This window comes from Cohnella sp. OV330 (assembly GCF_900112065.1).
GTDB lineage: Bacteria > Bacillota > Bacilli > Paenibacillales > Paenibacillaceae > Cohnella.
Window position 1 is genome coordinate 247,493 of the sequence record NZ_FOKE01000006.1, and the last position, 21,298, is coordinate 268,790.

Below are 21,298 nucleotides of genomic sequence, written 5' to 3' on the forward strand. Positions count from 1 at the left end.
TTTCGGCGATCTTTCCAAACCGCGCTTCTCTCTATTATAGAAGTCCGAGAGTCAAACGACAAATCGTAGTTTTCGAGGCGGCAAAATAAAAGCCGTTCCGCGCGGAGAGCGGGAGCGCAATGTCCCGAGCTCCGCGGCAGAACGGTTTTTAAGCCGATCGTTCGCGAGAGAAGCGCATCATGCTTTCGGCCGGAAGGACGGCAAACGAGGGAAGCGACGTCAGCGGCCCAGCAGGTTGGACAACAAGTTTTGCAATCTTACCAGGAGCCGTTGCTGAACGATGTCGGCCTGGCCTGCGTTTTGCGTGTCGGCAACGGCAGCCTGCTTATTAGCGGCCGGAGCGGCGCTTTTGCCCGCGGCCGCCTCCACGGCCCCGCGCACGTCGATCTGGCCGTAGCCGAATTCCGTGTCTTTGCCGGCTGCGCCGAGGTCTCTGGCGGTCTTGCCGAGCAGCTCGGCGATCCGGTCGTTCGTCAAGCTGCCGTCTGCCGCCAGCATGAGCGAAGCGAGCGCCGACACGTGCGGCGCAGCCATCGACGTGCCGGATAGCGCCGCGTACCGGCTACCGGGATACGTGCTGGCGATAGAGGTGCCCGGCGCGGCTACGTCGATATAGTCGCCGTAATTCGAATACGGCGCCCGCAGCTCGTCGGAGCCGGTCGCGCCCACCGCGACGACCTCCGGATAGGCGGCCGGATAGCCGGGCCGATCCGTGTTGTCGTTGCCGCTGGCGGCAACGACAATTACGCCCTTATCGTGCGCGTATTTGATCGCGTCGTGAAGGAACTGGGCCTCCGCATAGTTGCCGAGGCTCAGATTGATGACCTGCGCGCCATGGTCGGCCGCCCAGATGATGCCTTCGGCGACGGAGTAGGTCGTGCCGGCGCCGGAGTTGTCCAGCGCCTTGACCGGCATCACTTTCGTGTACCAGGTCATGCCCGCGACGCCTTCGTTGTTGTTCACCTCGGCGGCGATAATGCCCGCGACGTGGGTGCCGTGTCCGACATCGTCCTCCGGCGGCGCCGAAGGATCCACGATGTTGGTGCCCGCCACGAGGCGGCCCTTCAGATCCGGATGATCCAGCTGGACGCCGGTATCGACGACGGCGACGACGATGTCCTGCTTGCCTCGGGTGACGTTCCAGCCGCGCTCCGTCGCGATCTCCGGCAGGTTCCACTGGTATTGCCCGTACAGCGTGTCGTTGGGCACGACGTCGGTCTGGAGCGGGCTTCCCGCGCCAAGCGGCGCCGGGCGGCCCGCTGGCTTGCCGTCGTTGGTCAAATACAGGTAATGCGGCTCCGCGAAGACGGGGTTCCAGTTTTTCTTGAAGTAGTCGATCAACTGGGCGGTCCGGAGCGTCTTCGATCGGAAAACGTACGTCTGCCGGCGGTGCTCGCGTGCGACAGTCAGGTTCAACGTTTTGCGCAGCTGCAGAAGCTCCCGCGGCGTGAGCTGGCGCCTCAACTTGACGACGACTTCGTCGACGGCGTAATGGCTGGCGTTGCCGTTCGCGTCGCCCGACGTAACCTGCTTGTCCTTCAGCCTGCCCGGCTCCGTCGCTTGCGTTCTGAAGCGGCTGTTGTCGGGATACGGCACGAGCCGCAAGTTTCGGCGTTGATGTTTTCCGACTTCGTCGATGGCGTCCGCGTGAATCAGGGCGACGAGGCCGCCGCCGCCGGCCGGAACCGCGAGCACGTAGCCGCTGTCGCCGTGGATCGGGAGGGCGGCGGATTCAAAGCTGCGTCCCTGACGGACCGCGGACATCCCTTCTTGCCAGGCCTGCCGAACCGTGGGGTCGTATCGCTCCATTTTCGCGCCGACTGCGGCCTCGGACGAACCCGAAGAACCGGATGGTGCGGACGTCCACGCCATCGCTTCAAAGTGCGGATTGGCAGCCAGCATGTCCTTCATGAACGCTTTTTTCCGTGCCTCTGACAGGGTGGCTGATCCGGATTTTGAAGCCGCGGCCGCCAGCTTGCGCATATCGCTGCTGCATTCGATCCGGCACAGCATGCCGGTCGTCTCCATATCCCGCTTGATCGTGTCGAGCTTTTCGGCATGCTCTTCCTTGGCCGCCGCCGAGTACCGGCTCTCCTGCCGGGCCGGAGGAGAGACGTCCCGCGCGCCGGGCGCCGGCACGATGATCGGCACGGCGAAGATGGCCACGGCAACAGTAAATAATAATCCGACGATCGCATATCTGCGGCGCATGGGCGGATCGACTCCTTTTGCATGTAGGGGTGAACGCGAAGGTCTCGGCTTATCGCCTTTGTAGGCTTTGATAAGGGGGAAAAATTATACGGAGGAATTGCGCGCGGCGCAGTACCGTTCGAGGTCGATTTATGGTACGATAAAGGCATTGCGTCTCTCGGGAACTCTGTGAGGCGCCCCATGCATGTGCATATATGGAAAGGGGAAAGCAATTTATGCCATCCGCCAACGTGAAGGCGTTAGCCGAGTCCAGCCGCGACAAACTCAAAGCGGCCATCGATCCACTTGAGACCTTCCTGAACGGACACGCGCTTCCGCAGTTGGTTGCCGAAGATAACGCCGAATCGTTTTATGCCGGACTGCTGTCCGATCTCCGCCACCTGCTCGTATTTTCCGAAGTGTCGTACGAGAAGCTGGGCGCGCTGCTCCGCAGGCCGAACTTTGACGAGAAGGCCGCCGAACGTTCCCTTTACGAGGTTTACCATTATTGCGTCAATGCCTTTTTCTATCCGAAAAACGAAGGATATTCCGAAGACGGCCGGTACGCATACACCGGGCAGGACGCGATTCGCTTCCGCGCCAAGCCCGTTCGGGCGGCCCGCGATCTCGTGCTGGGCGTGTCGCGCGTCTACGAGGAGCTTCGGGAAGACCTTGCTTATTACGAGAGCGAATATCTCATTCAATGCCGCCTGCAGTCCAAATAAGGCCAAGCAAGCCTGCACATCCCTGATTGCCGCCCGCATGCGCTGACCCGAAGTGGCCAGACTAAGCGGCGGAGGTGATTCCGTTATGCCTAGAGGCGTAGCCTGCAGCGTCAGCAATTGCGCGTTCTGGGACAAGGGCAACCGGTGCGGCGCCGAAGAAATCGCCATCGAGATCGACGCGCACGCCAAGGCCGACTGGAATGAGGAGTTCGGGGACGAATCGTTCGCCGAGCACCATGACAAGGCGGCCAGCTCGAGGAGCACCTGCTGCCTGACCTTCAAGCCGAATTCTTGATCATTCGTTTTGCCGATCGCCGCCCGCACCGGGTTTCCCGGGACGGGCGGCGATTGCGCTTGCCGGGGATATTCGCCGCGATATGCTGGTCGTCGGCCGCGAAGTGTTGTACAATGGAAAAGGTAAAATGTCGAATAAAAGGGCGGATTCGTCGATGACATATATTAACGGCATCACGGGCAGTTCTGTCGACCCGCGGATGTTGAAGCAGCTTTTGCTGGCGCAGCTTACCTCAGGAATAGATCCGTTCGCAGGCAGCGCCGACGCCGTGACGTCGGGTGCCGGCGACAACAATTTGTTCACCCAGTTGCTCTCTCAGTATATGGGCAGCACGGACAGCTACGGTTACGCCGATTCCGGCGCGCTGGACGGCTTGTCGGCGCTGAACGGTATGTCAACCGGTACTTCCGGTTCGACGGCGAGCCTCGGGCTTTTGTCCCTGAACGCAGGTTCGTACGGGACGAGCCCGCTCGGCAGCCTCGAACTTGGCGGCACGGGCGAGCTCGCGGCCGACGCGAGCGCGTCAACGTCGGCTTACGACGGCTTGATCCAAGCCGCGGCCGAGCGCTACGGGATCGATCCCGCCCTGATCAAGGGCGTCATTCAGACGGAGTCCTCGTTTAATCCGAACGCGGGCTCGTCGGCCGGCGCCAAAGGGCTCATGCAGCTGATGGATGGCACCGCCGCTGGTCTCGGCGTGTCGGATTCGTTCGATCCCGCTCAAAATATCGACGGCGGGAGCCGGTATTTGTCTTATTTGCTGCGCAAGTACGACGGCAGCGAGATGACCGCGCTTGCCGCTTACAATGCCGGACCGGGCCGCGTCGATCGCATCGGGCTTCGCTCCGACGACGACGTGGCGGCTCGCCTGTCCGAGCTTCCCTCGGAGACGCAGGCCTATATCGGCAAAGTATTGGCGGCGCGCAGCGGATGGACGCTGCCTTAATCACGGTTCGCTAGATTAATGAACGCTGACGCGAGAAGGGATCAAGGCGGCTTCGTGCCGCCTCTGGTCTTTTTCTTTGTTTGCGGCAAAGAAGGGAACTCCGACCATTGAAAACCTACTACTTCGATCATAGCGCTTCCACGCCGCCCTACGAATCCGTGATCCGTACGGTCGCCGAGCTGATGGCCGAGCATTATGCCAATCCTTCGGCGCTTCACCGGGCCGGCACCGACGCGGGCAAGCTGGTCGAGCGAGCCAGAACCGCTATCGCCGCGCTCCTAGGCGCGGCGCCGGGCGAAGTGGTCTTCACGTCCGGCGGCACGGAGAGCAACAATCTGGCGATGAAGGGCATACTGGGGCAGACTGGCCGCAAGGGCAAGCACCTGATCACGACCGCGATCGAGCATTCCTCCGTGCACGCCACGGCCAAGCAGCTCGAGAGCGAAGGCGTGCGCGTCACCTACCTGATGCCGGACGCGCATGGCCGAATCGGCGCCGCGGACGTCGCTGCCGCGATCGCCGAAGACACGGCGCTCGTGAGCGTCATGCACGTGAACAACGAGACGGGCGCGCTGCAGCCGATCGAAGAGATCGGCGAGCTGCTCCGGGACCATCCGAGGATCCGGTTCCATGTGGACGGCGTGCAGGCGGTAGGCAAGGTGCCGTTCGACTGGGCGCGTTCCCGCGTGGACCTGTACAGCGCTTCGGCCCACAAGTTCAGAGGTCCGAGAGGCGCCGGTTATTTGCTCGTGCGCGACGGGCTGAAGCTCCGTCCGCTGCTCGCGGGCGGCGGACAGGAGAGCGACGCGCGCAGCGGCACGCACAATCTGCCCGGCATCGTAGGCATGGCGCAGGCGCTTCGACTCGCGCTCGAATCGATGCCGGAGCGGCGCACGCGGATGTACGACTTAAGGCGGAGGCTGCTAGACCGTGTGAAGGAAATTCCCGAGTATGTGCTGAACAGCCCCGAGGAAGAACGGCTCGCCTCCCCGCAGATCGTCAACCTGTCCTATCCCGGCATGCGGCCAGAGGTGTTGCTTCATATGCTCGAGGAGCACGGCGTGCTCGTGTCTACGCAATCGGCCTGCTCGTCCAAGAGTTTGAAGCCGAGCCGCGTCCTGATGGCGATGGGGCTGGGCGAAGCGAGGGGAGCCGGGAGCATCCGGATCAGCTTCGGCGACGAGCATGCATCCGAAGATATCGACACGCTGGCCGAGCGGCTGCGGATGACCGTAGCCAAGCTGAAGCCGCTGGAAAGGGACTAAACGATGAATTTTGACTATTTGCTCGTTAGGCTGGGCGAGCTTACGCTCAAAGGACGCAACCGCGGCAAGTTCGAAACGCTCATGCTGGGCAAGATCAAGCAGGCGTTGACGGACTACCCGGAGCTGTCGTACGAGAGCTCGTTCGGCCGCGTTTATATTAAGCTGAACGGTGCGGACGGCGCTCGCGTCCTCTCCAGGTTGACCGACGTGTTCGGGATCTGGACGATCAGCCCGGTACTGAGGGCGAAGCACGATCTAGAGGACATCCGCAAAGCCGCGCTGGCCGTCATGGAAGCGCACCGGCCGGTGCCTTCGACCTTCAAAATGAGCGTGAAACGCGCCTGGAAGACTTTTCCCCATGATTCGATGGAGATGAACCATCTGGTCGGCGCCCATGTGCTGCGCAACACGCCGTCGCTTAAGGTCGACGTGCGCGAGCCGGACGTCGAGCTGCGGCTGGACATCCAGCAGCAGGGCGTATTCGTCTACTGCACGGTCGTACCCGGCGCAGGCGGTTTCCCGCTCGGTATGAACGGCAAAGCGATGCTGCTGCTGTCCGGCGGCATCGACAGCCCCGTAGCCGGCTGGACCGCGATGCGCAAAGGGCTGGAGATCGAAGCCGTACACTTCCACAGTTACCCGTTCACGAGCCAGCAGGCGACCGATAAAGTCATTGCCTTGGCCCAGCGGCTGGCCTACTACGGCGGCCGCATCAAGCTTCACCTCGTGCCGTTCACCGAGCTGCAGACGATGCTGGCGCAGCAGAAGCAGGACCATCTCATCATCACGTTGATGCGCCGTTCGATGCTTCGGATTGCGGAGCGCCTCGCGGAGCGGTCCGGGGCGCTCGCGCTCGTCACGGGAGATAGTCTCGGCCAGGTCGCCAGCCAGACCCTCGGCAGCATGAACGTCATCGGGCGCGCCGCGGAGCTGCCGCTGCTCCGGCCGCTCGTCATGATGGACAAGCTGGAGATCATTCGCATCTCCGAGCGGATCGGCACGTACGAGACGTCCATTTTGCCTTACGAGGATTGCTGCACGTTGTTCGTGCCCAAATCGCCGGCCACGAATCCGAACCTGCGCGTCGTCGAGGGCATCGAGCATGCGCTGGGCGAGCAGCTTGAACGTCTGGTTGCCGAGGCTGTGGCAGGTACGGAGACGGTCGTCATGACGCCGCAGGGGCGGGAGGAAAAGCGACCTTCCGCTGCCGCCGAAGATCGTTGGTTCTAAGCGAGGGAGAACAATAGCCTGTCCGGGTCGGCTGACGACCGGATAGGCTTTTTTTTGAATGCGAAAAAGAGCCGGGACCCGTCGAGGTCTCGGCTCTTTTAGAGAGCGGCGAAAGTTAAGGCGTATTCGGGGAATTCAGCTTGCGGGCTTCGTTTTTACGGTTTTTGGCGGCGTTGCTCCAGATGCCGAGCGCCATTACCGCGATGACGATCACGATGATGAATGTCCAATTCGTCGCATCGTTGTCGAACAGTTCTTCGAATTTCTTTTCGTGGGTGATCATTTTGGCCGCTGTGTACGCCAGTATGGCGGAGCCGATATAGATGATCCAGGGGAACCGCTTGATCAAATTGACGAAAATCGTGCTGCCCCAGACCACGATCGGGATGCTGATGAGCAATCCCAGGATGACAAGCAGCGTGCTGTGGTCGGAGGAGCTGCCGCCCGAAGCGGCTCCGGCGACTGCGATCACGTTGTCGAGGCCCATCGCGGCATCCGCGATAACGATCGTTCGGATCGCGGTCCATAAATTGCTCCCGGCTTCGACATGCTCGTGCGACTCTTCCTGGACGAGCAGCTTGTAGGCGATCCAGATGAGCACGACGCCGCCGACGGCAAGCAAAAACGGGATTTTAAGCAAATATACGATCAGCAGCGTCGCGATCACCCGAATGATGACGGCGCCGGCCGTTCCCCATAGAATCGCTTTTTTCTGGCTCGCCTTCGGCAGGTTTCGAGCGGCCAGGCCGATGACGATCGCGTTGTCGCCCGCGAGCATCAAGTCGATCAAGACGATCGTAATCAAGGCGGTAAAAAATTCGGCGTTCAAAAAATCCATTCCCGACCCTCCAGCATTGAATTGATAATCGTTTATACGGCGGGCGGACGAGAAGGATTCAAAAAAATGCGGCGCCGGCTCCTTTCATATTAAGACCGGCCTGTACATATAACTGGGGGAGGAGGTGCGCTTCATGGAAATATGGGGTCAATTGGTCGTTTTTTCGCAAATCGTACTTATCAATTTGCTGCTCAGCGGCGACAACGCCGTCGTCATCGCCATGGCCGGCCGGAGACTGCCGCCCGCGCAGCGACGACGCGCGGTATGGTGGGGGGCGGCCGCGGCCGTGCTGCTGCGGTGCGCGCTCACCGTGCTGGCCGCTTTGCTGCTGGACATCCCTTATTTGCAGACTGCCGGCGCCGTCCTGCTGTTCGTCATCGCCTTCAAGCTGCTGACGGACCACAAGGAAGAGGTTAACGCCGGCACGGGCGCGTCCACGCTCGCGGGCGCCGTATGGACGATCGTGGTCGCCGACTTCGTCATGAGCTTGGACAACGTGCTCGCCGTGGCAGCCGTCGCAGGCGAGGATACGGCGCTGCTTCTGATCGGCATCGCGATGAGCATACCTATCATTATTTGGGGCAGCTCGTTCATTATGCATTTGCTGGACCGATATTCTTTTCTTTTGTATGCGGGCGGCGCGCTGCTCGCCTATGCCGCATGCGAGATGGCGCTGAAGGACAAAGGACTCGTGCCGCTAATCTCTCTTTTAAGCGAGAACGGAATGCGGGCGCTGCCTTTCGCGGCCGTGGCGGCCCTCTTGACGGCGGCGCTCTGGATGAAGCGGAGAAGCCGCGTACATTCGTGACAGCATTGTGGCTTTTCATCTTTTTTAAACGCGTCGAACTAGTTTTTTACCCCGACTTCCATTAAACTGTTAGATAAAAGAAACGAATTTCGTTCGTTCGCAATAGACAAGCGAAGTGGGGGAGACGCGTTGAACAAGCAATCCGCCGCGGTTGGAATCTGGATTTTGGCTGCGGGATTGATCATTTTGCTCGGCAAGTTGGGCGTCTTTTCATTTATCGGGGCCGTGTTTTGGCCGATCCTGATTTTAATCGTCGGCATTTTGCTCCACGTGCTGTATTTCGGCGGCATCGTGCCTGCCGTCATTCTCGTGCCTGCCGGCATCCTGACCGGATCGTCGCTGCTGCTCATGGTCGGCAACTGGTTCGGCTGGGGCTCGATGCGGTATATTTGGCCGCTCTTTTTGCTCTCGATCGCGATCGGCTTGTACGAATACGCCGTTTTCGGCATCGGCAAGGACCGCGCTGTGTGGAACGCCGCGATGGGCATCGGAGCGCTCTCGCTCCTGCTGTTCGCCATCATGCTGCTGTGGACGTGGGGGATCTATCTGCTCGCTGCGGCCTTGATCGGATTCGGCGTCTGGCTTGTCCTGAGCCGGCGCAAGCCGCGCAGACGCCGCCGATAATCCGAACCTGATGAAGTTCGACAACTGAGGGTTGGCAATCGGGCTCGCTTAGCGTATAATTGAAGGGATGTAGACAACGTCGGCCTCGCGTCGGCGTTTTGTGTTGGACACGGTAAATTAGGGGCGGCGGGTTCGATTCAGTCGAATCGGGCTTGTCGATCATAATGGATACAGATATAAAAATTACAAGGAGTGGAACCATGCAACAAAGAGACCAAATCCGCAACATCGCGATCATCGCCCACGTTGACCACGGCAAGACGACGCTCGTCGATCAGCTGCTGCGTCAATCCGGCACGTTCCGGGACAACGAGCAAGTCCAAGAAAGAGCGATGGACTCCAACGATCTCGAGCGGGAGCGCGGCATCACGATTCTGGCGAAGAACACCGCCGTCCACTATAAGGATCATCTGATCAATATCGTCGACACCCCCGGACACGCCGACTTCGGCGGCGAAGTCGAACGGATCATGAAGATGGTCGACGGCGTCCTGCTGGTCGTCGACGCGTTCGAAGGCTGCATGCCGCAAACCAAGTTCGTTCTTCGCAAGGCGCTTGAAGCGGGTCTGACGCCCATCGTCGTCGTCAACAAGATCGACCGTCCGGCGGCGCGTCCGGCCGAAGTCATCGACGAAGTGCTCGAGCTGTTCATCGAGCTCGAGGCGAACGACGAGCAGCTCGAATTCCCGGTCGTCTATGCGTCCGGCCTGAACGGCATCGCGAGCCTTGACGCGGATACGCTCGGCACGACGATGGAGCCGCTGTACGAGACGATCATCGAGAAGATTCCGCATCCGACCGAAAATCCGGACGAGCCGCTGCAGTTCCTCGTCACGCTGCTCGATTACAACGAGTACCTGGGCCGCATTCCGATCGGCCGCGTCAATCGCGGGAAGATCCGTCAAGGCCAGCCGGTCGCCGTCCTCGACCGCGAAGGCAAGATCCGTCAAGCCCGCATCGAAAAGCTGTTCGGCTTCCAAGGCCTGAAGCGCGTCGAGATGGAAGAAGCGGCAGCAGGCGACATCATCGCCATCGCCGGCATCAAGGACGTCAACATCGGCGAGACGATCGCGGACCCGGCGAATCCTGAGGCGCTGCCGGTGCTCAAGATCGACGAGCCGACGCTGCAGATGCGCTTCCTCGTCAACAACAGCCCGTTCGCGGGCCGCGAAGGCAAGCACGTCACCTCGCGCAAGCTGCGCGAGCGACTGTTCAAGGAGCTGGAGACGGACGTGGCGCTGCGCGTCGACGAGACCGACAGCCCCGATGCCTTCGTCGTCAGCGGCCGCGGCGAGCTGCATCTCGGCATCCTCATCGAGAATATGCGCCGCGAAGGCTATGAGCTTCAAGTGTCCAAGCCGGAGGTCATCCTTCGCGAGATCGACGGCGTCAAGAGCGAGCCGATCGAGCGCCTGATGATCGACGTGCCCGAGGAGAGCATGGGCAACGTCATGGAGAGCCTCGGCACGCGCAAGGCGGATATGGTGAACATGATCAATAACGGCAACGGCCAAGTCCGTCTCGAATTTCTCATCCCTGCGCGCGGCCTCATCGGCTACCGCACGAACTTCCTGACGCTGACGCGCGGCTACGGCGTCATGAACCACGCATTCGACAGCTACGGCCCGGTCGTGGGCGGCCAGGTCGGCGGCCGTCACCAAGGCGTGCTCGTCGCCAGCGAGACGGGTTCTTCTACCGTCTACGGCATGATGGGCGTCGAAGACCGCGGCATCATGTTCGTCGAGCCGGGCACGGAGATCTATGAAGGCATGATCGTCGGCGAGCATACCCGCGACAACGACATCATCGTCAACATTTGCAAAGAGAAGGCGCTCAACAACATCCGTACGGCCAACAAGGAAGAGACGGTCAAGCTCAAGTCGCCTCGCCTGATGTCGATGGAAGAAGCGCTCGAGTACCTGAACGACGACGAGCTGTGCGAGATTACGCCGAAGTCGATCAGACTGCGCAAGAAGCTGCTGAACAAGAGCGAGCGAGAGCGTTCGGAAAAGCAGCGCAAGATGGCCGAGTCCGGCGTTTAATCGGACGTCCGAGAGTGGAAAGGAGGAGCGTGCATGCAGGCCTGGTTTCATGAAAGTCCCTATGGTCCCTATGTTGCTTACGTGTTGATCTTGGCCTTTACGGTCTATATCTTCAACGCCGTCTTCCGGATGGGCCGACTGCCCATTCTGAAGGAGATCATCGTGCATATCATCATGGCGATCGGATGCCTCGTGCTACTCCTGCTCCAGCTCGACAAGCTGCCGATCATTCAATGCATGTCGGTCGCCGTCATCATGATGCTGATGCTTCGCGGCCGCCAGATGTACGACAAATGGCGGGCCAAGCGAGGCGGCGCCGAAGCGGCCGTCAAGCGGACGGAAACTTAGAATCGAATGTTGCTCCGGCGAACCCCGGGAGAGCCCCGCGCTCTCCGGGATTCGCCTTTTTAATTCACGGAAGAGGTGAAGCGATGAGTTCCAACACGCCGCTGCCGCCGCGCCGAAGTACGGGCGCCGCGAACGCAACTGTCAGGGCGAATCCTCCGAAAAAGAAAAAGAAGAAATGGCCTCGCGTTCTTTTTACGTTGATCCTGCTTGTCATTCTAGGCCTTGGCGCTTATGCATATTCCTTATGGAGACAGGTTAGCGGCGCGCTGGACGACGCATCCGCGGGCGCGTCCACGCAGACGGTTCCGGCCGCGGAGAAAGCGCAGAACAAGCCGCTGGCGCTTATGCTCCTCGGCATGGACTATCGTCCCAAGATCGGCGGCATGAACACGGACGTCGTCATGGTGGCCGCCTTCAATCCGAAGTCGAACACCGCGACGGTCGTGACGATTCCGCGGGATTCGGACCTGCAGCTTGACGGTTATTCGACGCAGAAGATCAATGCTTTTTATGCTAGATTTCATAAAAAAAGCGATGCCAAGGGCGATGCGGCAGACGCCTATGCCCGCGACGAGATGAAGCAAATGCTCGGCAAATTTTTCGACGTCGACATCAAGTACGCGTCCGTGCTGAAGTTCCAAGGCTTCGTCGACATCGTCGACAAGCTCGGCGGCGTCAAGGTAAACGTCGACAAGGATATGCGTTATGTCGACAATGCGGACGGGACCAACATCGATCTGCAGGCGGGCGAGCAGACGCTGAAAGGGGAAGACGCGCTCGGCTTCGTACGCTATCGCAAGTCCAACCGCGGCACCGCGGCGTCGAGCGACTTCGAGCGCAACGAGCGTCAGAGCCAGGTGCTCGGCGCCATCGTCGACAAGATGAAGTCGTTCGGCGGCTTGACCAAGCTGGGCGGCGTCATCGACGTTGCCGGCAAAAATCTCGTAACGGACATTCCAAAAGCGCAGATCACGAACATCTTGAAAACATACTATGATATCAAGCGCGAGGACATCCGTTTCATCCCGCTCACCGGCGTCTGGAAAAGCCCTTATGTCTACCTGGACAAAGCTTCGGTGGCGGAGGCCAAAGCCGCGCTTGCCGAAGAGCTGTCGCCCGAAGGCCGGGCCGCGACGCCGGCCGCGACGGACGCCGAAACGAAATAGCGGTGCGTCCGAGACAAGCGAGCTAGGTTGGCATCGCTTGGCCTCCTCGGGGGGCGTATGCTATACTGAGATCAAGCGTACCCCAATGCAAAGTGCCCATGACTCTAAACCACGGTGCCCAGGGAGTGTTGCGGATGGCAGGCAGAGGCTGTAGAACGACCGGATTCGGCGAATGCGTTCAGATGCCGTCTTTGCGGAGCGGCAGGCTTGTCCCGGGCTTTTCTTGCGGCTCAGGATCGCCTTCGCGCCTTCTGTCTTCGCTGCCTGCGCGCCGTCGTGCGGCGTTTATATGCGATATGTACAAGAACCCAGTGACTTCACTGGGTTCTTTGCGTATTTGCGGACGTATTCGCGTGCGATTTGGCTGCCGGTCCGTTGCCGTCCGGCAAGGCCGGTGGCACGATGCTGCGCGGTACTTGGGGTACGAGACGGCCGATAATGTCCGCCATTTCCTCGGCGAAGCCCGCGATCGGCCGGCCGCGCTTCGCGTCGGCCCGAATCTCGCGAATCCGCTCGGCCATATCCATGTCCGCGGTCACGAGCGCATCGATGCCGTAAGGATCTTTGCGGAACGCCTCGGCGACGGCATACTTCGTCGTCCCGACTCTCGAACGCTCCATCTTCGGGTCGACGTCGATGCCTACGACGGCATACTTGCCGAAGATGACGCAGTTGGCGTGGCGAACGCCTCGGACGCCTTCGGCCAGCTGCTCGAGGTGGCTTGCTACGGCCTTGGCGTTCGGCCGGACCGCGACGGTGCCGTCGCGGGCGGAGACATCGTCTCCAGGCGCGCTGCGCGCCTGCAGGCGGTTCTGGTCGGGCTGGGCGGGAGCGGCGGTCCGATTGCCGCATCCGGCGGCTGAGAGCAGGGCCGAAGCCAGCAGCAAGATCAATCCGGCTTTGGCCGGCTTGCGAACGTACATGTGGGGATCACCATCCTCGTGGGTATCAATTCTTTTAAGGGGGGATGTCCGAAGTCTTCAAAAAAGGCTTCAAGCAAGCTCCACCTGGCATTATGATTCCCTGTCCCATGCGCCGGTATGTAAATACGTCACAATCCGTCTCAACCGGGAGGAACCGCCGTGAAAAAAATTTACGTGCTCGATACGAACGTGCTGCTCCATGATCCGCTCGCTTTGTTTGCCTTCGGCGCGAACGAGGTCGTCATTCCTTCGGTCGTGCTCGAGGAGATCGACTCCAAGAAGAGGCTGGCCGACGAGATCGGGCGGAACGCCCGGTTCGTGTCCAGGGAGCTCGACCGCATGCGGGAGATCGGGCATTTGCACAACGGGGTTGCTCTTGAAAACGGCGGCGTGCTGAAGGTGGAAATGAATCATCGCCGCTTCGTACGGGTGCAGGAGCTATTCGGGGAGATGACCAACGACAACCGCATCCTGGCGGTCGCGCTGAACTATCATCTGGAGGAACAGGAGCAGCCGGAGTCCGGGCGTCCTGTCATCCTCGTGAGCAAGGACGTGCTGGTTCGCGTCAAGGCGGACGTGCTGGGCGTTACGGCCGAGGACTATCTGTCCGACCGGATCGCCGAAGGCACCGATCATTACACGGGCCAGGTCACGCTGCACGTTCACCCGGCGCAGATCGATGAATTTTATACGTACCGTTTCCTAAGCATCAATCAGCTGGGACTCAAGCAAAAGCTCCACCCGAACGAATTCGTCATTCTTCGCGACGAGCTCGGCACGTCGAAGTCGGCCCTCCTGAAGGTGAGCCAGGACGGGGCGAGGCTCGAGCCGCTGCATCTGTCCAACGAGCCCGTATGGGGCATTACGGCCCGCAACGCGCAGCAGCGCATGGCGCTCGAGCTTCTGCTGAACGACGATATACCGCTCGTCACGCTGACGGGCAGGGCGGGTACCGGCAAGACGCTGATTACGCTGGCCGCGGGCCTCATGAAGGTCGAGGACGAGCACAAGTACAAGAAGCTGCTCATCGCGCGTCCGGTGGTGCCGATGGGGAAGGATATCGGCTATTTGCCGGGAGAGAAGGAAGAGAAGCTGCGGCCTTGGATGCAGCCGATCTACGACAATCTGGAGTTTTTGTTCGATACGAAAAAATCGGGGGACTTGGATAAAATTTTGATGGGGCTAGGCAGCATCCAGGTCGAGGCGCTGACGTACATTCGCGGTCGTTCGATACCGGGGCAGCTGATCATCATCGACGAAGCCCAGAACCTGAGCAAGCACGAGGTGAAAACGATCGTCTCCCGCGTCGGCGAGCACAGCAAGATCGTGCTGCTCGGAGACCCGGAGCAAATCGACCATCCTTACCTGGACGCGCAAAGCAACGGTCTCACGTATTTGGTCGAGAGCTTCAAGGCGGAGGGGATCAGCGGTCATGTGACGCTTGAAAAGGGAGAGCGCTCCAAGCTTGCCCAACTGGCCGCGGAGAAGCTGTAGGCAAGGAAATCGGCATCGCAAGCAGGGCCGGGCGCGCGAGAGCGTCCGGCCCGCTTTATGCAGGCGCCATGCATAATCGTGCTATTTGGCCTGCATCGAAGTTAAAGCGTTTGCACGATAGAGGCGACAAGCCGTCCCAATCCTGCTATCATGGTAAAAAAACGAATCGCGCCCGCGGCAGCGGGCGGAGGAAGGTGTTGGACCGTGACGCGCCGGAAGTATGTCGTCGTGCTCATGCTGCTCATGCTTGCGGTACTGCTCACATCGCCCTGGGCTTCCGCGCCGGAGCCCGACCTCGCGCCGGACGCGGCGCCGGAGGGTCAAGAGGCGACCTTGGAGGAGCCCGTATTCGCCGAGCAGCATGCGGACCTGACCGTCAAGATCATGCAGGACGAGGATACGTTCCGACTGCTCGAGAAGCAGTCGGAAGATTTCGAGCGCAGCCATCCGGACATTCGCGTCCATCTGGAGCGAGTCGACCCGGAGGGCGTGACGGATTTGCTCGATGACTGGCACGAGGAGGCGGATGGCGCCGATGTCGCGCTTGTCCCGAGTTTATGGGTGAAGCGTTTGGCCGTCTCCGGCGTACTGATGCCGGCGGATTCCGCGTTCGAAGGCGACGCGATGTCCGAGCAATTCGAAGCGATCGCCGCCCCGCTCAAATGGAACGGCTACATGTGGGGCGTGCCGCATCATATGGACCCTTACGTCGTCGTGTGGAATCGCGCGCGACTGGCCGCGGCCTCGCGTCCAGACGGCAGCGCCTTGACGCTGCCGCTCGGGACCGATGATTGGGCGTCGTTCGGCGCGGAGATGGCGAGCGAGGGGAGCCGGCCCTGGCTCGCGATCGACGAGCGCGATTCGGCGGCGCTCCTCACTTGGCTGGGCGCGGCGACCGGACTTCGGCCCGATCTGCTGCTGGGCGATTCGCATGGCCAATGGGGAACGGGGCCGGCGGCGGCGGCGCTCGACACGCTTCGAGGCTCCGTCAGCTTGCGGGCGCCGGATGGCGGCGCCGCGTTCTGGCAAGCGATGGCCACGGGGCAATACGCGGCAGCCGTCACGCGGCTATCGGTCGCCGAGGCAGGCATCGCGAGCCTTGGCTCCGAAGCCGCCGCCGGACTGTCCATCGACCGCAGCGGCTGGGACAAGGCTTATGCGTTCGAAGGCGGAGCATCGTTCGTCATCGGCGCGCGTACGCCCGGCGAGAGCGCGGCCAAAACCTGGATCGCGGCGATGACCGAGACGCAGCTCCAGCTCGACAACTATGACGCGGCGGGGTATTTGCCCGTATACCGGACGGCGTATGCCGATCGCCGCACGATGCCGAATCTGACGGGCAGGGGCGCGCAGCAGTTTCCGAACTGGGCGCCCGAGGTCGGCCCCGACTGGCCGTCGCTGATGAACAAGATCGGTCTCTTCTGGACGGATTGGCGCCAGGAGAGGCTCTCTCTGGCGGACTGGCCCGCGAGGTGGAGCGGGTTACTTGCCGATCTTCAGCTTCACGATTAGCTTGCCGTCCTCGAGGGTCACGCTGTCGGCTTTCAAATAAGCCATCACCTGCTGCGGATAGAAGCCGAGGTCGAAGTCGCGCACCAAATCGTCGCGGGTCGTGTCGGGCAGCGTCAGTCCGTTAAATACAAGCGTGTCCATATGAAACATAATGGCGTTTTTAGGTTCGTTCTCGACCGTATAGCTGCCTGTGACGGCGACCTCCATCGAGCCGCTTTTTCCTTGCAGGGACAGGAGATTCGGCTTGAACGCAATGGTGAAGTCCTTGAGGAGCTCGCTTTGCGCGCGAAGAAATTCGTTCAATTGCGTATCGGTCAAAGTTAGCGTCGTCGACAAGCCTTTCGTTTTCAGCGCTTCCGGGTGGTCCTGGATCCAGTCCGGCAGCTTGTTCATCGCTTTGGCCAGCGCGCTGAAGTGGCGTCGCACTTCGTACAGCCCCGCGGTTTGCCAGTAGGATTGCATTTCCTCCAGTTGCTTGCGCGCCAGCGCGGGATCCTCGCTTCCGTCGATGGCATTCTGAATCTCGGCCTGCAGCGCCGCGACCCGGTCGCGTTGTCTCTCGAGGTCGGCCGCCACGCGGGACAGCTCTTCCTTGTCCTTCTTCAGCTTGTCTTGGCCCTCCCGGATTTCTTCGTATTCTCGGTTGAAATCGGCCAGCGTGCGCCGGTCGGCTTCGAATATCGTGTCCATCAAGTCCCAGCTTCTGAGCAGCCCGGCGAGCGATTTGAAGTTGACGAGGACGCCCAGCATCGCTTCCTTTTGACCCATATAGTAGGCTCGCAGCACGCGCCCTGCTTTTTCGCGCTGCGCCGCGATGGCGAGCTGACGCTCCGCGAGCTTCGTTTCGTTTTGCGCGATGCTCTTTTCGGTTTCCTCCCGAAGCCCGGAGATCCGCTCGATCTCCCTGTCGATCTCCACGACGCTGAGACCTTTCTCGAGCAGCTGCCGGGTCGTCTCGGAGAGCGGCTCCGCATAGACGGGAGGCGGCGTCGGCACGATTTTTCCGGGAAACAGCAGCATGAGAAAAACGACGGCGACGGCAAACAGCGCTAATCTCCGCATCGGGCCCTCCTTTCCCTCTGGCAGACAGGTGCGGCAGTAGTCAAGCTTATGCGTTCCTACTTCATTATAGACGAAAAGAACCCCCTCGAGAGAGAGGGGGCGCACGGGGAAGAAGCCTGCTAACGCGCAGGCATCCGTTGACGAAAATAAAAAGGCCGGAGCGGTTAGCTCCGGCCTTTAGGCGCGCCTTGGATTAAGCCGGCAAGCCCATCTCGAATACGGACCAATAGGTAAAGCCGAGGAACGCGATGATCATATAGCCCCAGAACATGAAGACGTATGTGCGCTCCGTGAACTTCAAGTAACCGAGCAAGAAGAAGGCGGCCGTCTGAATAAAGAACAGAAGCGCCATTTCATACATATCGCCTGCAAACGACATGAGCGCGATCGCGAGCGTCCAGAAACCGAGCATCCGGAACATGCGTGCCATGGTAATCCCCCTTCAGCGTTTCTCTAACCATTTTTCTACAGCATATTATACCCACGGTTCGGGGGCAGTGTAAACGGTGATTCGTGACGAAATGGCAAACTTTTCGTCCAAGCCTAGTATGCCTTCCCGGCGCGCCGCTATTCGCTTGGCCGTCCGTAAGTTTTCGGAGAGCGCGGGCGGAAGGTATACGACGTGCAAAAATGGATATACCTAGAGGTATCCGATAGATTCTATGATTTCTATCACGGGCATACAGATAAAAAAAGAAAGCAAGTAATGCGAGCGATCGAGGAGGGAATAGACCGCATGGCGGCTATTAGACAAGATGCATGGAGCGCGGATGACGATCTGATTTTGGCGGAGATCACGCTACGCCACATACGGGACGGGAGCACGCAGCTCGCCGCGTTCGAGGAGGTCGGGCAGCGGATCGCGAGGACGGCCGCGGCCTGCGGATTCCGTTGGAACAGCTGCGTTCGTAAGCGCTACGACGATGCGATCAGCATTTCGAAGCAGCAGCGGCAAAAGCGCAATTATCTCAAAAAGCAAGGCGCCATCGCGCTGACGTCCGATGAACGGCCTTCGGCCGCCGCGGAGGAAGAAGGTGCCGGCAAGGGCGAGCTGATCAGCTCCGACGCGCTCAGCTTGGAGGCTGTCATCCGTTACTTGAAGCAATGGAAGGGCTCCGTCCAGGATCTCGGCAAACAGGTAAAGCAGCTGGAAAAGGAATTGAGAGAAAAGGACGAACAGCTGCAAGCGCTCCGGGAGATCAACGATCGTCTGTCGAAGCAGGCCAATGCGGCGCAGACGGACTACCAAGTCGTCAACGACGATTATAAAGCGTTGATCCGGATCATGGACCGGGCGCGAAGGCTTGCGATCTTGTCCGAGGAGTCGGAAGAAGAAAAAGCGAGATTCAAGATGGATGCCAACGGCAATCTGGAGCGTATCGAGTAGTCTTCCGGCGCTTCGCTATTCAATGCCGTCCCCCGCCGCGCGCGGCGAGGGACGGCATTTTCGCGTTCGGCGCCGCAAAGCCGCCGTTGTGCGGGCGGGCGAGACGCGGTATGGTATTTCTTGGACAAGTAGGACGGGACAGATGCAGCGAATGCTCAAGCAAAGGAGGATTCACGTGGCGAACATGCAGATCATCGGCGGCGGGGCGATCGGATTGCTGCTCGCGGGCAGGCTGGCGGCGTCGGGCATCCGCGTTTGCGTGAGGACGAGAACGCGCGCGCAGGCGGAAGCGCTGGCGTCGGGCGGCGTAACGGTGCTGTCCGCGCCGGGATCGGCGGACGTGCGCGCCCAGGTGGACGCCGCGGCGCTGGACGATGCCGCGGCCGTGCCGGCGGGCGATACGCTGCTCGCCGTCAAGCAGACGGCGCTGACGCCGGATTTTCTGGATCGCCTGGACGCGGCTATGCCCCCTGGCGCATCGATAACGGCTTTTTGCAACGGCATCGGCCATACCGACCTGCTGGCGGCTCGCTTGCCCGGCAGGCGCCTATATGCGGCCGTGACGACGGAGGCGTCGCTTCGGATCGACGCGACGACCGTGCGCCATACCGGCATAGGCGAGATTCGGCTCGGCCGCGCGCCTTTGTTCGAGCGAAGCGGCACAGCTTTTGCGGCAGGCGAGGAGAGCGAGGCGGCGACGGTGGCGACGATGCTGAAACAGGCAGGATTTTCCGCGACGCTGTCGAATGATATGGCGGAGAGAATGCTGCGGAAACTGCTGAGCAATGCAGTCGTCAATCCGCTGACCGCGCTGCTTCGGGTACCGAACGGGGCGTTGGTCCGAACGCCGGAGCGAACGGCGCTTATGCGATCGCTGTTCGACGAGACGTTGACCGTGCTGGAAGCCTGCGGGCTGCCGAGGGACGCACGCTTGTGGGACGAGCTGCTCGAGCTGTGCGCGCGAACGGCAGCCAATCGTTCGTCGATGCTGCAGGACGTGCTGGCGAACCGGCCCACGGAGATCGGAGCGATCAACGGCGCCGTCGTGAGGCTCGCCGCGCGGCATGGGGCGAACGCTCCTTATAACGAGTCGCTCGTCGCGCTAGTGTCCGCGATGCGGGGCGACGACAAAGAAGGGTGAGTGAACGCGCTTGTGGAATGCGCTAGTATCCGCTTACGCCGTATTGGCCATCGGCTCCGTCATTCCGTTCGCCGCCGTCTACGGCATCTCGAATATGCAGACGGGCGACAAGAAGCGCGCGATGGGGCTCGCGATGGACATGACGACGATTTTTCTCGTCGGCATCGTGAGCGTGCTGCTCAATCGGGCGTTCGGCATACATATGGGTTTTTATATGATTCTTCTATTCATGCTGCTTGGCGCGGGATTGATCGGCAACGCGCAATACCGGCTGCGCGGCAAGGTGGACGGCCTCAAGCTTTTCCGAGCGATTTGGCGGCTGTCTTTTTTCGGACTGGCGGTATTGTACGTGCTGCTCATGCTGATTGAGATCGTGCGGTTCCTCGCCGGCGGGGAGTGGGAATAACCGCGCAGACGAAAGACCCGCCGCCTCGCCGAAGCGAGGGGCGGGTCTGCCATCGTGAAGCCGCATTCGCGCGGCGACGTCACATTCTCCGGGTTTTCAGGCCCGCGATGCCGCGAAACTTGAGCAGGGCGGCCGCGATCGCGATGCCGGCGGCCGTCCAGGCGGCGACGGCGACCAGCTGCGAGGCCGATTGCTGCTTCACGCCGATCGCGATAAGCGCCCAGGCGACCGTCAAGGGGAACCAAGGATCTCTGTCTTTAAACGCGGCGACGGCGGACAGCGCGGCCGCGACGACGAACAGGGCCACGGCCCACGTCCGGTCCGGCACGCCCCAGCCGTCCCAGCCGCCGGCCCGGAGCGCGACCGAGATATTGACGATCGTCGCCACCGTTACCCAGCCCAGATAAATCGAAAAGGGCAGCGCGATCAAAAAGAAACCGGCCCGGTCGCCTTTCACGCGTGCGGCGGGGCGGGACGAGATATACAAGCCGATCAATGTCAGCAGCAGGCCGCATATGACGAACGCGGACGCCGTATAGCGCTCCGAGTGCCATACGAAGAGCCAGCAGACGTTGAACAGGCAGCTCGCGAAAAACCATGGCGACGTCGCCCTCATCGTCTCGTCGTGGCGGCGGCTTGGCAAAAAGGCGGCGACGACGTAGCCGAGCGCAAGCAAATAAATGACGCTCCAGATCGAAAAGGCATAGCCGGCGGGGGTGACGAGCGTCGGCACCTTGTCCGATATTTCACCCGACGATCTGCCGAAAAGACCGCCGGTTGCGGCGGCCGCGTTGACCGCGACGACGCCGAGCCATCCGGCCGCGTTCAGAAAGCGCCAATGCAAGGGCATAGGGATTCCTCCTTCTTTCTTTGACGATATCCGGCCGCTTCATGTA

The 21,298-nt window shown here is 60.9% G+C and carries 21 protein-coding genes; 15 read left to right on the forward strand and 6 right to left on the reverse strand.

Features of this window, described 5'->3' with window-relative positions; all coding sequences use genetic code 11:
• Nucleotides 1-219: 219 nt before the first annotated feature.
• Entirely contained in the window at nucleotides 220-2,211 is a 1,992-nt protein-coding gene (locus tag BM235_RS16275; protein WP_090115123.1) for a S8 family peptidase, read from the reverse strand.
• Nucleotides 2,212-2,426: 215 nt separating this feature from the next.
• On the opposite strand from BM235_RS16275, the gene BM235_RS16280 reads away from it, so the two are divergent.
• From BM235_RS16280 to thiI, 5 genes are all read left to right on the forward strand, one after another.
• A complete protein-coding gene (locus tag BM235_RS16280; RefSeq protein ID WP_090115124.1) occupies nucleotides 2,427-2,915 on the forward strand; it encodes a YpuI family protein in 489 nt (162 codons plus the stop codon).
• A gap of 85 nt (nucleotides 2,916-3,000) precedes the next feature.
• A complete protein-coding gene (locus BM235_RS16285) occupies nucleotides 3,001-3,210 on the forward strand; it encodes a DUF1540 domain-containing protein (protein ID WP_090115126.1) in 210 nt (69 codons plus the stop codon).
• A gap of 154 nt (nucleotides 3,211-3,364) precedes the next feature.
• A complete protein-coding gene (locus BM235_RS16290; RefSeq protein WP_255374415.1) occupies nucleotides 3,365-4,156 on the forward strand; it encodes a lytic transglycosylase domain-containing protein in 792 nt (263 codons plus the stop codon).
• Between the two features lie 107 nt (nucleotides 4,157-4,263).
• Entirely contained in the window at nucleotides 4,264-5,421 is a 1,158-nt protein-coding gene (locus BM235_RS16295) for a cysteine desulfurase family protein (protein ID WP_090115128.1), read from the forward strand.
• A gap of 3 nt (nucleotides 5,422-5,424) precedes the next feature.
• Nucleotides 5,425-6,651 (forward strand): tRNA uracil 4-sulfurtransferase ThiI, encoded by a 1,227-nt coding sequence (thiI, locus tag BM235_RS16300; RefSeq protein ID WP_090115130.1) that lies wholly within the window; start codon nucleotides 5,425-5,427, stop codon nucleotides 6,649-6,651.
• Between the two features lie 115 nt (nucleotides 6,652-6,766).
• On the opposite strand, the gene BM235_RS16305 is transcribed toward thiI, so the two are convergent.
• Nucleotides 6,767-7,489 (reverse strand): TerC family protein, encoded by a 723-nt coding sequence (locus tag BM235_RS16305; RefSeq protein WP_090115132.1) that lies wholly within the window; start codon nucleotides 7,487-7,489, stop codon nucleotides 6,767-6,769.
• Nucleotides 7,490-7,622: 133 nt separating this feature from the next.
• On the opposite strand from BM235_RS16305, the gene BM235_RS16310 reads away from it, so the two are divergent.
• The 5 genes from BM235_RS16310 (at nucleotide 7,623) to BM235_RS16330 (ending at nucleotide 12,477) form a co-directional block, all read left to right on the forward strand.
• A complete protein-coding gene (locus tag BM235_RS16310; RefSeq protein ID WP_090115134.1) occupies nucleotides 7,623-8,297 on the forward strand; it encodes a YjbE family putative metal transport protein in 675 nt (224 codons plus the stop codon).
• A 129-nt stretch (nucleotides 8,298-8,426) separates the two neighbouring features.
• Nucleotides 8,427-8,921, forward strand: a complete 495-nt coding sequence (locus BM235_RS16315; protein WP_090115136.1) for a hypothetical protein — start codon at nucleotides 8,427-8,429, stop codon at nucleotides 8,919-8,921.
• A 200-nt stretch (nucleotides 8,922-9,121) separates the two neighbouring features.
• Nucleotides 9,122-10,963, forward strand: a complete 1,842-nt coding sequence (gene typA / locus BM235_RS16320; RefSeq protein WP_090115138.1) for a translational GTPase TypA — start codon at nucleotides 9,122-9,124, stop codon at nucleotides 10,961-10,963.
• A gap of 33 nt (nucleotides 10,964-10,996) precedes the next feature.
• Complete coding sequence (locus tag BM235_RS16325; protein WP_090115140.1) at nucleotides 10,997-11,311, forward strand: YlaH-like family protein; 315 nt, start codon at nucleotides 10,997-10,999, stop codon at nucleotides 11,309-11,311.
• A gap of 83 nt (nucleotides 11,312-11,394) precedes the next feature.
• Entirely contained in the window at nucleotides 11,395-12,477 is a 1,083-nt protein-coding gene (locus tag BM235_RS16330) for an LCP family protein (RefSeq protein WP_090115142.1), read from the forward strand.
• A 317-nt stretch (nucleotides 12,478-12,794) separates the two neighbouring features.
• Here the strand turns inward: BM235_RS16330 and BM235_RS16335 are convergent, their stop codons facing one another.
• Nucleotides 12,795-13,400 (reverse strand): YhcN/YlaJ family sporulation lipoprotein, encoded by a 606-nt coding sequence (locus tag BM235_RS16335; RefSeq protein ID WP_090115144.1) that lies wholly within the window; start codon nucleotides 13,398-13,400, stop codon nucleotides 12,795-12,797.
• Between the two features lie 159 nt (nucleotides 13,401-13,559).
• Between BM235_RS16335 and BM235_RS16340 the strand changes: the two genes are divergently transcribed.
• The gene (locus BM235_RS16340) at nucleotides 13,560-14,894 is read left to right on the forward strand and encodes a PhoH family protein (protein WP_090115146.1); all 1,335 of its coding nucleotides are present in this window, start codon (nucleotides 13,560-13,562) and stop codon (nucleotides 14,892-14,894) included.
• A 204-nt stretch (nucleotides 14,895-15,098) separates the two neighbouring features.
• Nucleotides 15,099-16,406 carry an extracellular solute-binding protein gene (locus tag BM235_RS16345; RefSeq protein ID WP_158543940.1) on the forward strand — a complete coding sequence of 436 codons (1,308 nt, stop codon included), beginning with the start codon at nucleotides 15,099-15,101 and terminating at the stop codon, nucleotides 16,404-16,406.
• Here the strand turns inward: BM235_RS16345 and BM235_RS16350 are convergent.
• Both BM235_RS16350 and BM235_RS16355 read right to left on the reverse strand, forming a co-directional pair.
• On the reverse strand, nucleotides 16,377-17,468 hold the full coding sequence (locus BM235_RS16350) for a coiled-coil domain-containing protein (RefSeq protein ID WP_090115150.1): 1,092 nt from the start codon (nucleotides 17,466-17,468) through the stop codon (nucleotides 16,377-16,379). The genes BM235_RS16345 and BM235_RS16350 overlap by 30 nt on opposite strands.
• Before the next feature lie 193 nt (nucleotides 17,469-17,661).
• Complete coding sequence (locus BM235_RS16355) at nucleotides 17,662-17,898, reverse strand: DUF2626 family protein (protein WP_090115152.1); 237 nt, start codon at nucleotides 17,896-17,898, stop codon at nucleotides 17,662-17,664.
• 306 nt (nucleotides 17,899-18,204) lie between these two features.
• On the opposite strand from BM235_RS16355, the gene BM235_RS16360 reads away from it, so the two are divergent.
• From BM235_RS16360 to BM235_RS16370, 3 genes are all read left to right on the forward strand, one after another.
• Entirely contained in the window at nucleotides 18,205-18,855 is a 651-nt protein-coding gene (locus tag BM235_RS16360; protein WP_090115154.1) for an RsfA family transcriptional regulator, read from the forward strand.
• 184 nt (nucleotides 18,856-19,039) lie between these two features.
• Nucleotides 19,040-19,996, forward strand: a complete 957-nt coding sequence (locus tag BM235_RS16365) for a ketopantoate reductase family protein (protein ID WP_255374433.1) — start codon at nucleotides 19,040-19,042, stop codon at nucleotides 19,994-19,996.
• 10 nt (nucleotides 19,997-20,006) lie between these two features.
• Nucleotides 20,007-20,402: a DUF3397 domain-containing protein gene (locus BM235_RS16370; protein ID WP_090115158.1), complete on the forward strand. Its 396-nt coding sequence runs from the start codon at nucleotides 20,007-20,009 to the stop codon at nucleotides 20,400-20,402.
• A gap of 79 nt (nucleotides 20,403-20,481) precedes the next feature.
• On the opposite strand, the gene BM235_RS16375 is transcribed toward BM235_RS16370, so the two are convergent.
• Entirely contained in the window at nucleotides 20,482-21,252 is a 771-nt protein-coding gene (locus BM235_RS16375; RefSeq protein ID WP_090115160.1) for a TspO/MBR family protein, read from the reverse strand.
• Between the last annotated feature and the right edge of the window lie 46 nt (nucleotides 21,253-21,298).

Coding starts and splice junctions, on each gene's coding strand:
- BM235_RS16275 (WP_090115123.1), bottom strand. CDS start 2,211: ATGCGCCGCAGATATGCGATCGTCGGATTATTATTTACTGTTGCCGTG.
- BM235_RS16330 (WP_090115142.1), top strand. CDS start 11,395: ATGAGTTCCAACACGCCGCTGCCGCCGCGCCGAAGTACGGGCGCCGCG.
- BM235_RS16375 (WP_090115160.1), bottom strand. CDS start 21,252: ATGCCCTTGCATTGGCGCTTTCTGAACGCGGCCGGATGGCTCGGCGTC.
- BM235_RS16355 (WP_090115152.1), bottom strand. CDS start 17,898: ATGGCACGCATGTTCCGGATGCTCGGTTTCTGGACGCTCGCGATCGCG.
- typA (WP_090115138.1), top strand. CDS start 9,122: ATGCAACAAAGAGACCAAATCCGCAACATCGCGATCATCGCCCACGTT.
- BM235_RS16280 (WP_090115124.1), top strand. CDS start 2,427: ATGCCATCCGCCAACGTGAAGGCGTTAGCCGAGTCCAGCCGCGACAAA.
- BM235_RS16350 (WP_090115150.1), bottom strand. CDS start 17,468: ATGCGGAGATTAGCGCTGTTTGCCGTCGCCGTCGTTTTTCTCATGCTG.
- BM235_RS16310 (WP_090115134.1), top strand. CDS start 7,623: ATGGAAATATGGGGTCAATTGGTCGTTTTTTCGCAAATCGTACTTATC.
- BM235_RS16325 (WP_090115140.1), top strand. CDS start 10,997: ATGCAGGCCTGGTTTCATGAAAGTCCCTATGGTCCCTATGTTGCTTAC.
- BM235_RS16360 (WP_090115154.1), top strand. CDS start 18,205: ATGGCGGCTATTAGACAAGATGCATGGAGCGCGGATGACGATCTGATT.
- BM235_RS16290 (WP_255374415.1), top strand. CDS start 3,365: ATGACATATATTAACGGCATCACGGGCAGTTCTGTCGACCCGCGGATG.
- BM235_RS16365 (WP_255374433.1), top strand. CDS start 19,040: ATGCAGATCATCGGCGGCGGGGCGATCGGATTGCTGCTCGCGGGCAGG.
- BM235_RS16335 (WP_090115144.1), bottom strand. CDS start 13,400: ATGTACGTTCGCAAGCCGGCCAAAGCCGGATTGATCTTGCTGCTGGCT.
- thiI (WP_090115130.1), top strand. CDS start 5,425: ATGAATTTTGACTATTTGCTCGTTAGGCTGGGCGAGCTTACGCTCAAA.
- BM235_RS16285 (WP_090115126.1), top strand. CDS start 3,001: ATGCCTAGAGGCGTAGCCTGCAGCGTCAGCAATTGCGCGTTCTGGGAC.
- BM235_RS16305 (WP_090115132.1), bottom strand. CDS start 7,489: ATGGATTTTTTGAACGCCGAATTTTTTACCGCCTTGATTACGATCGTC.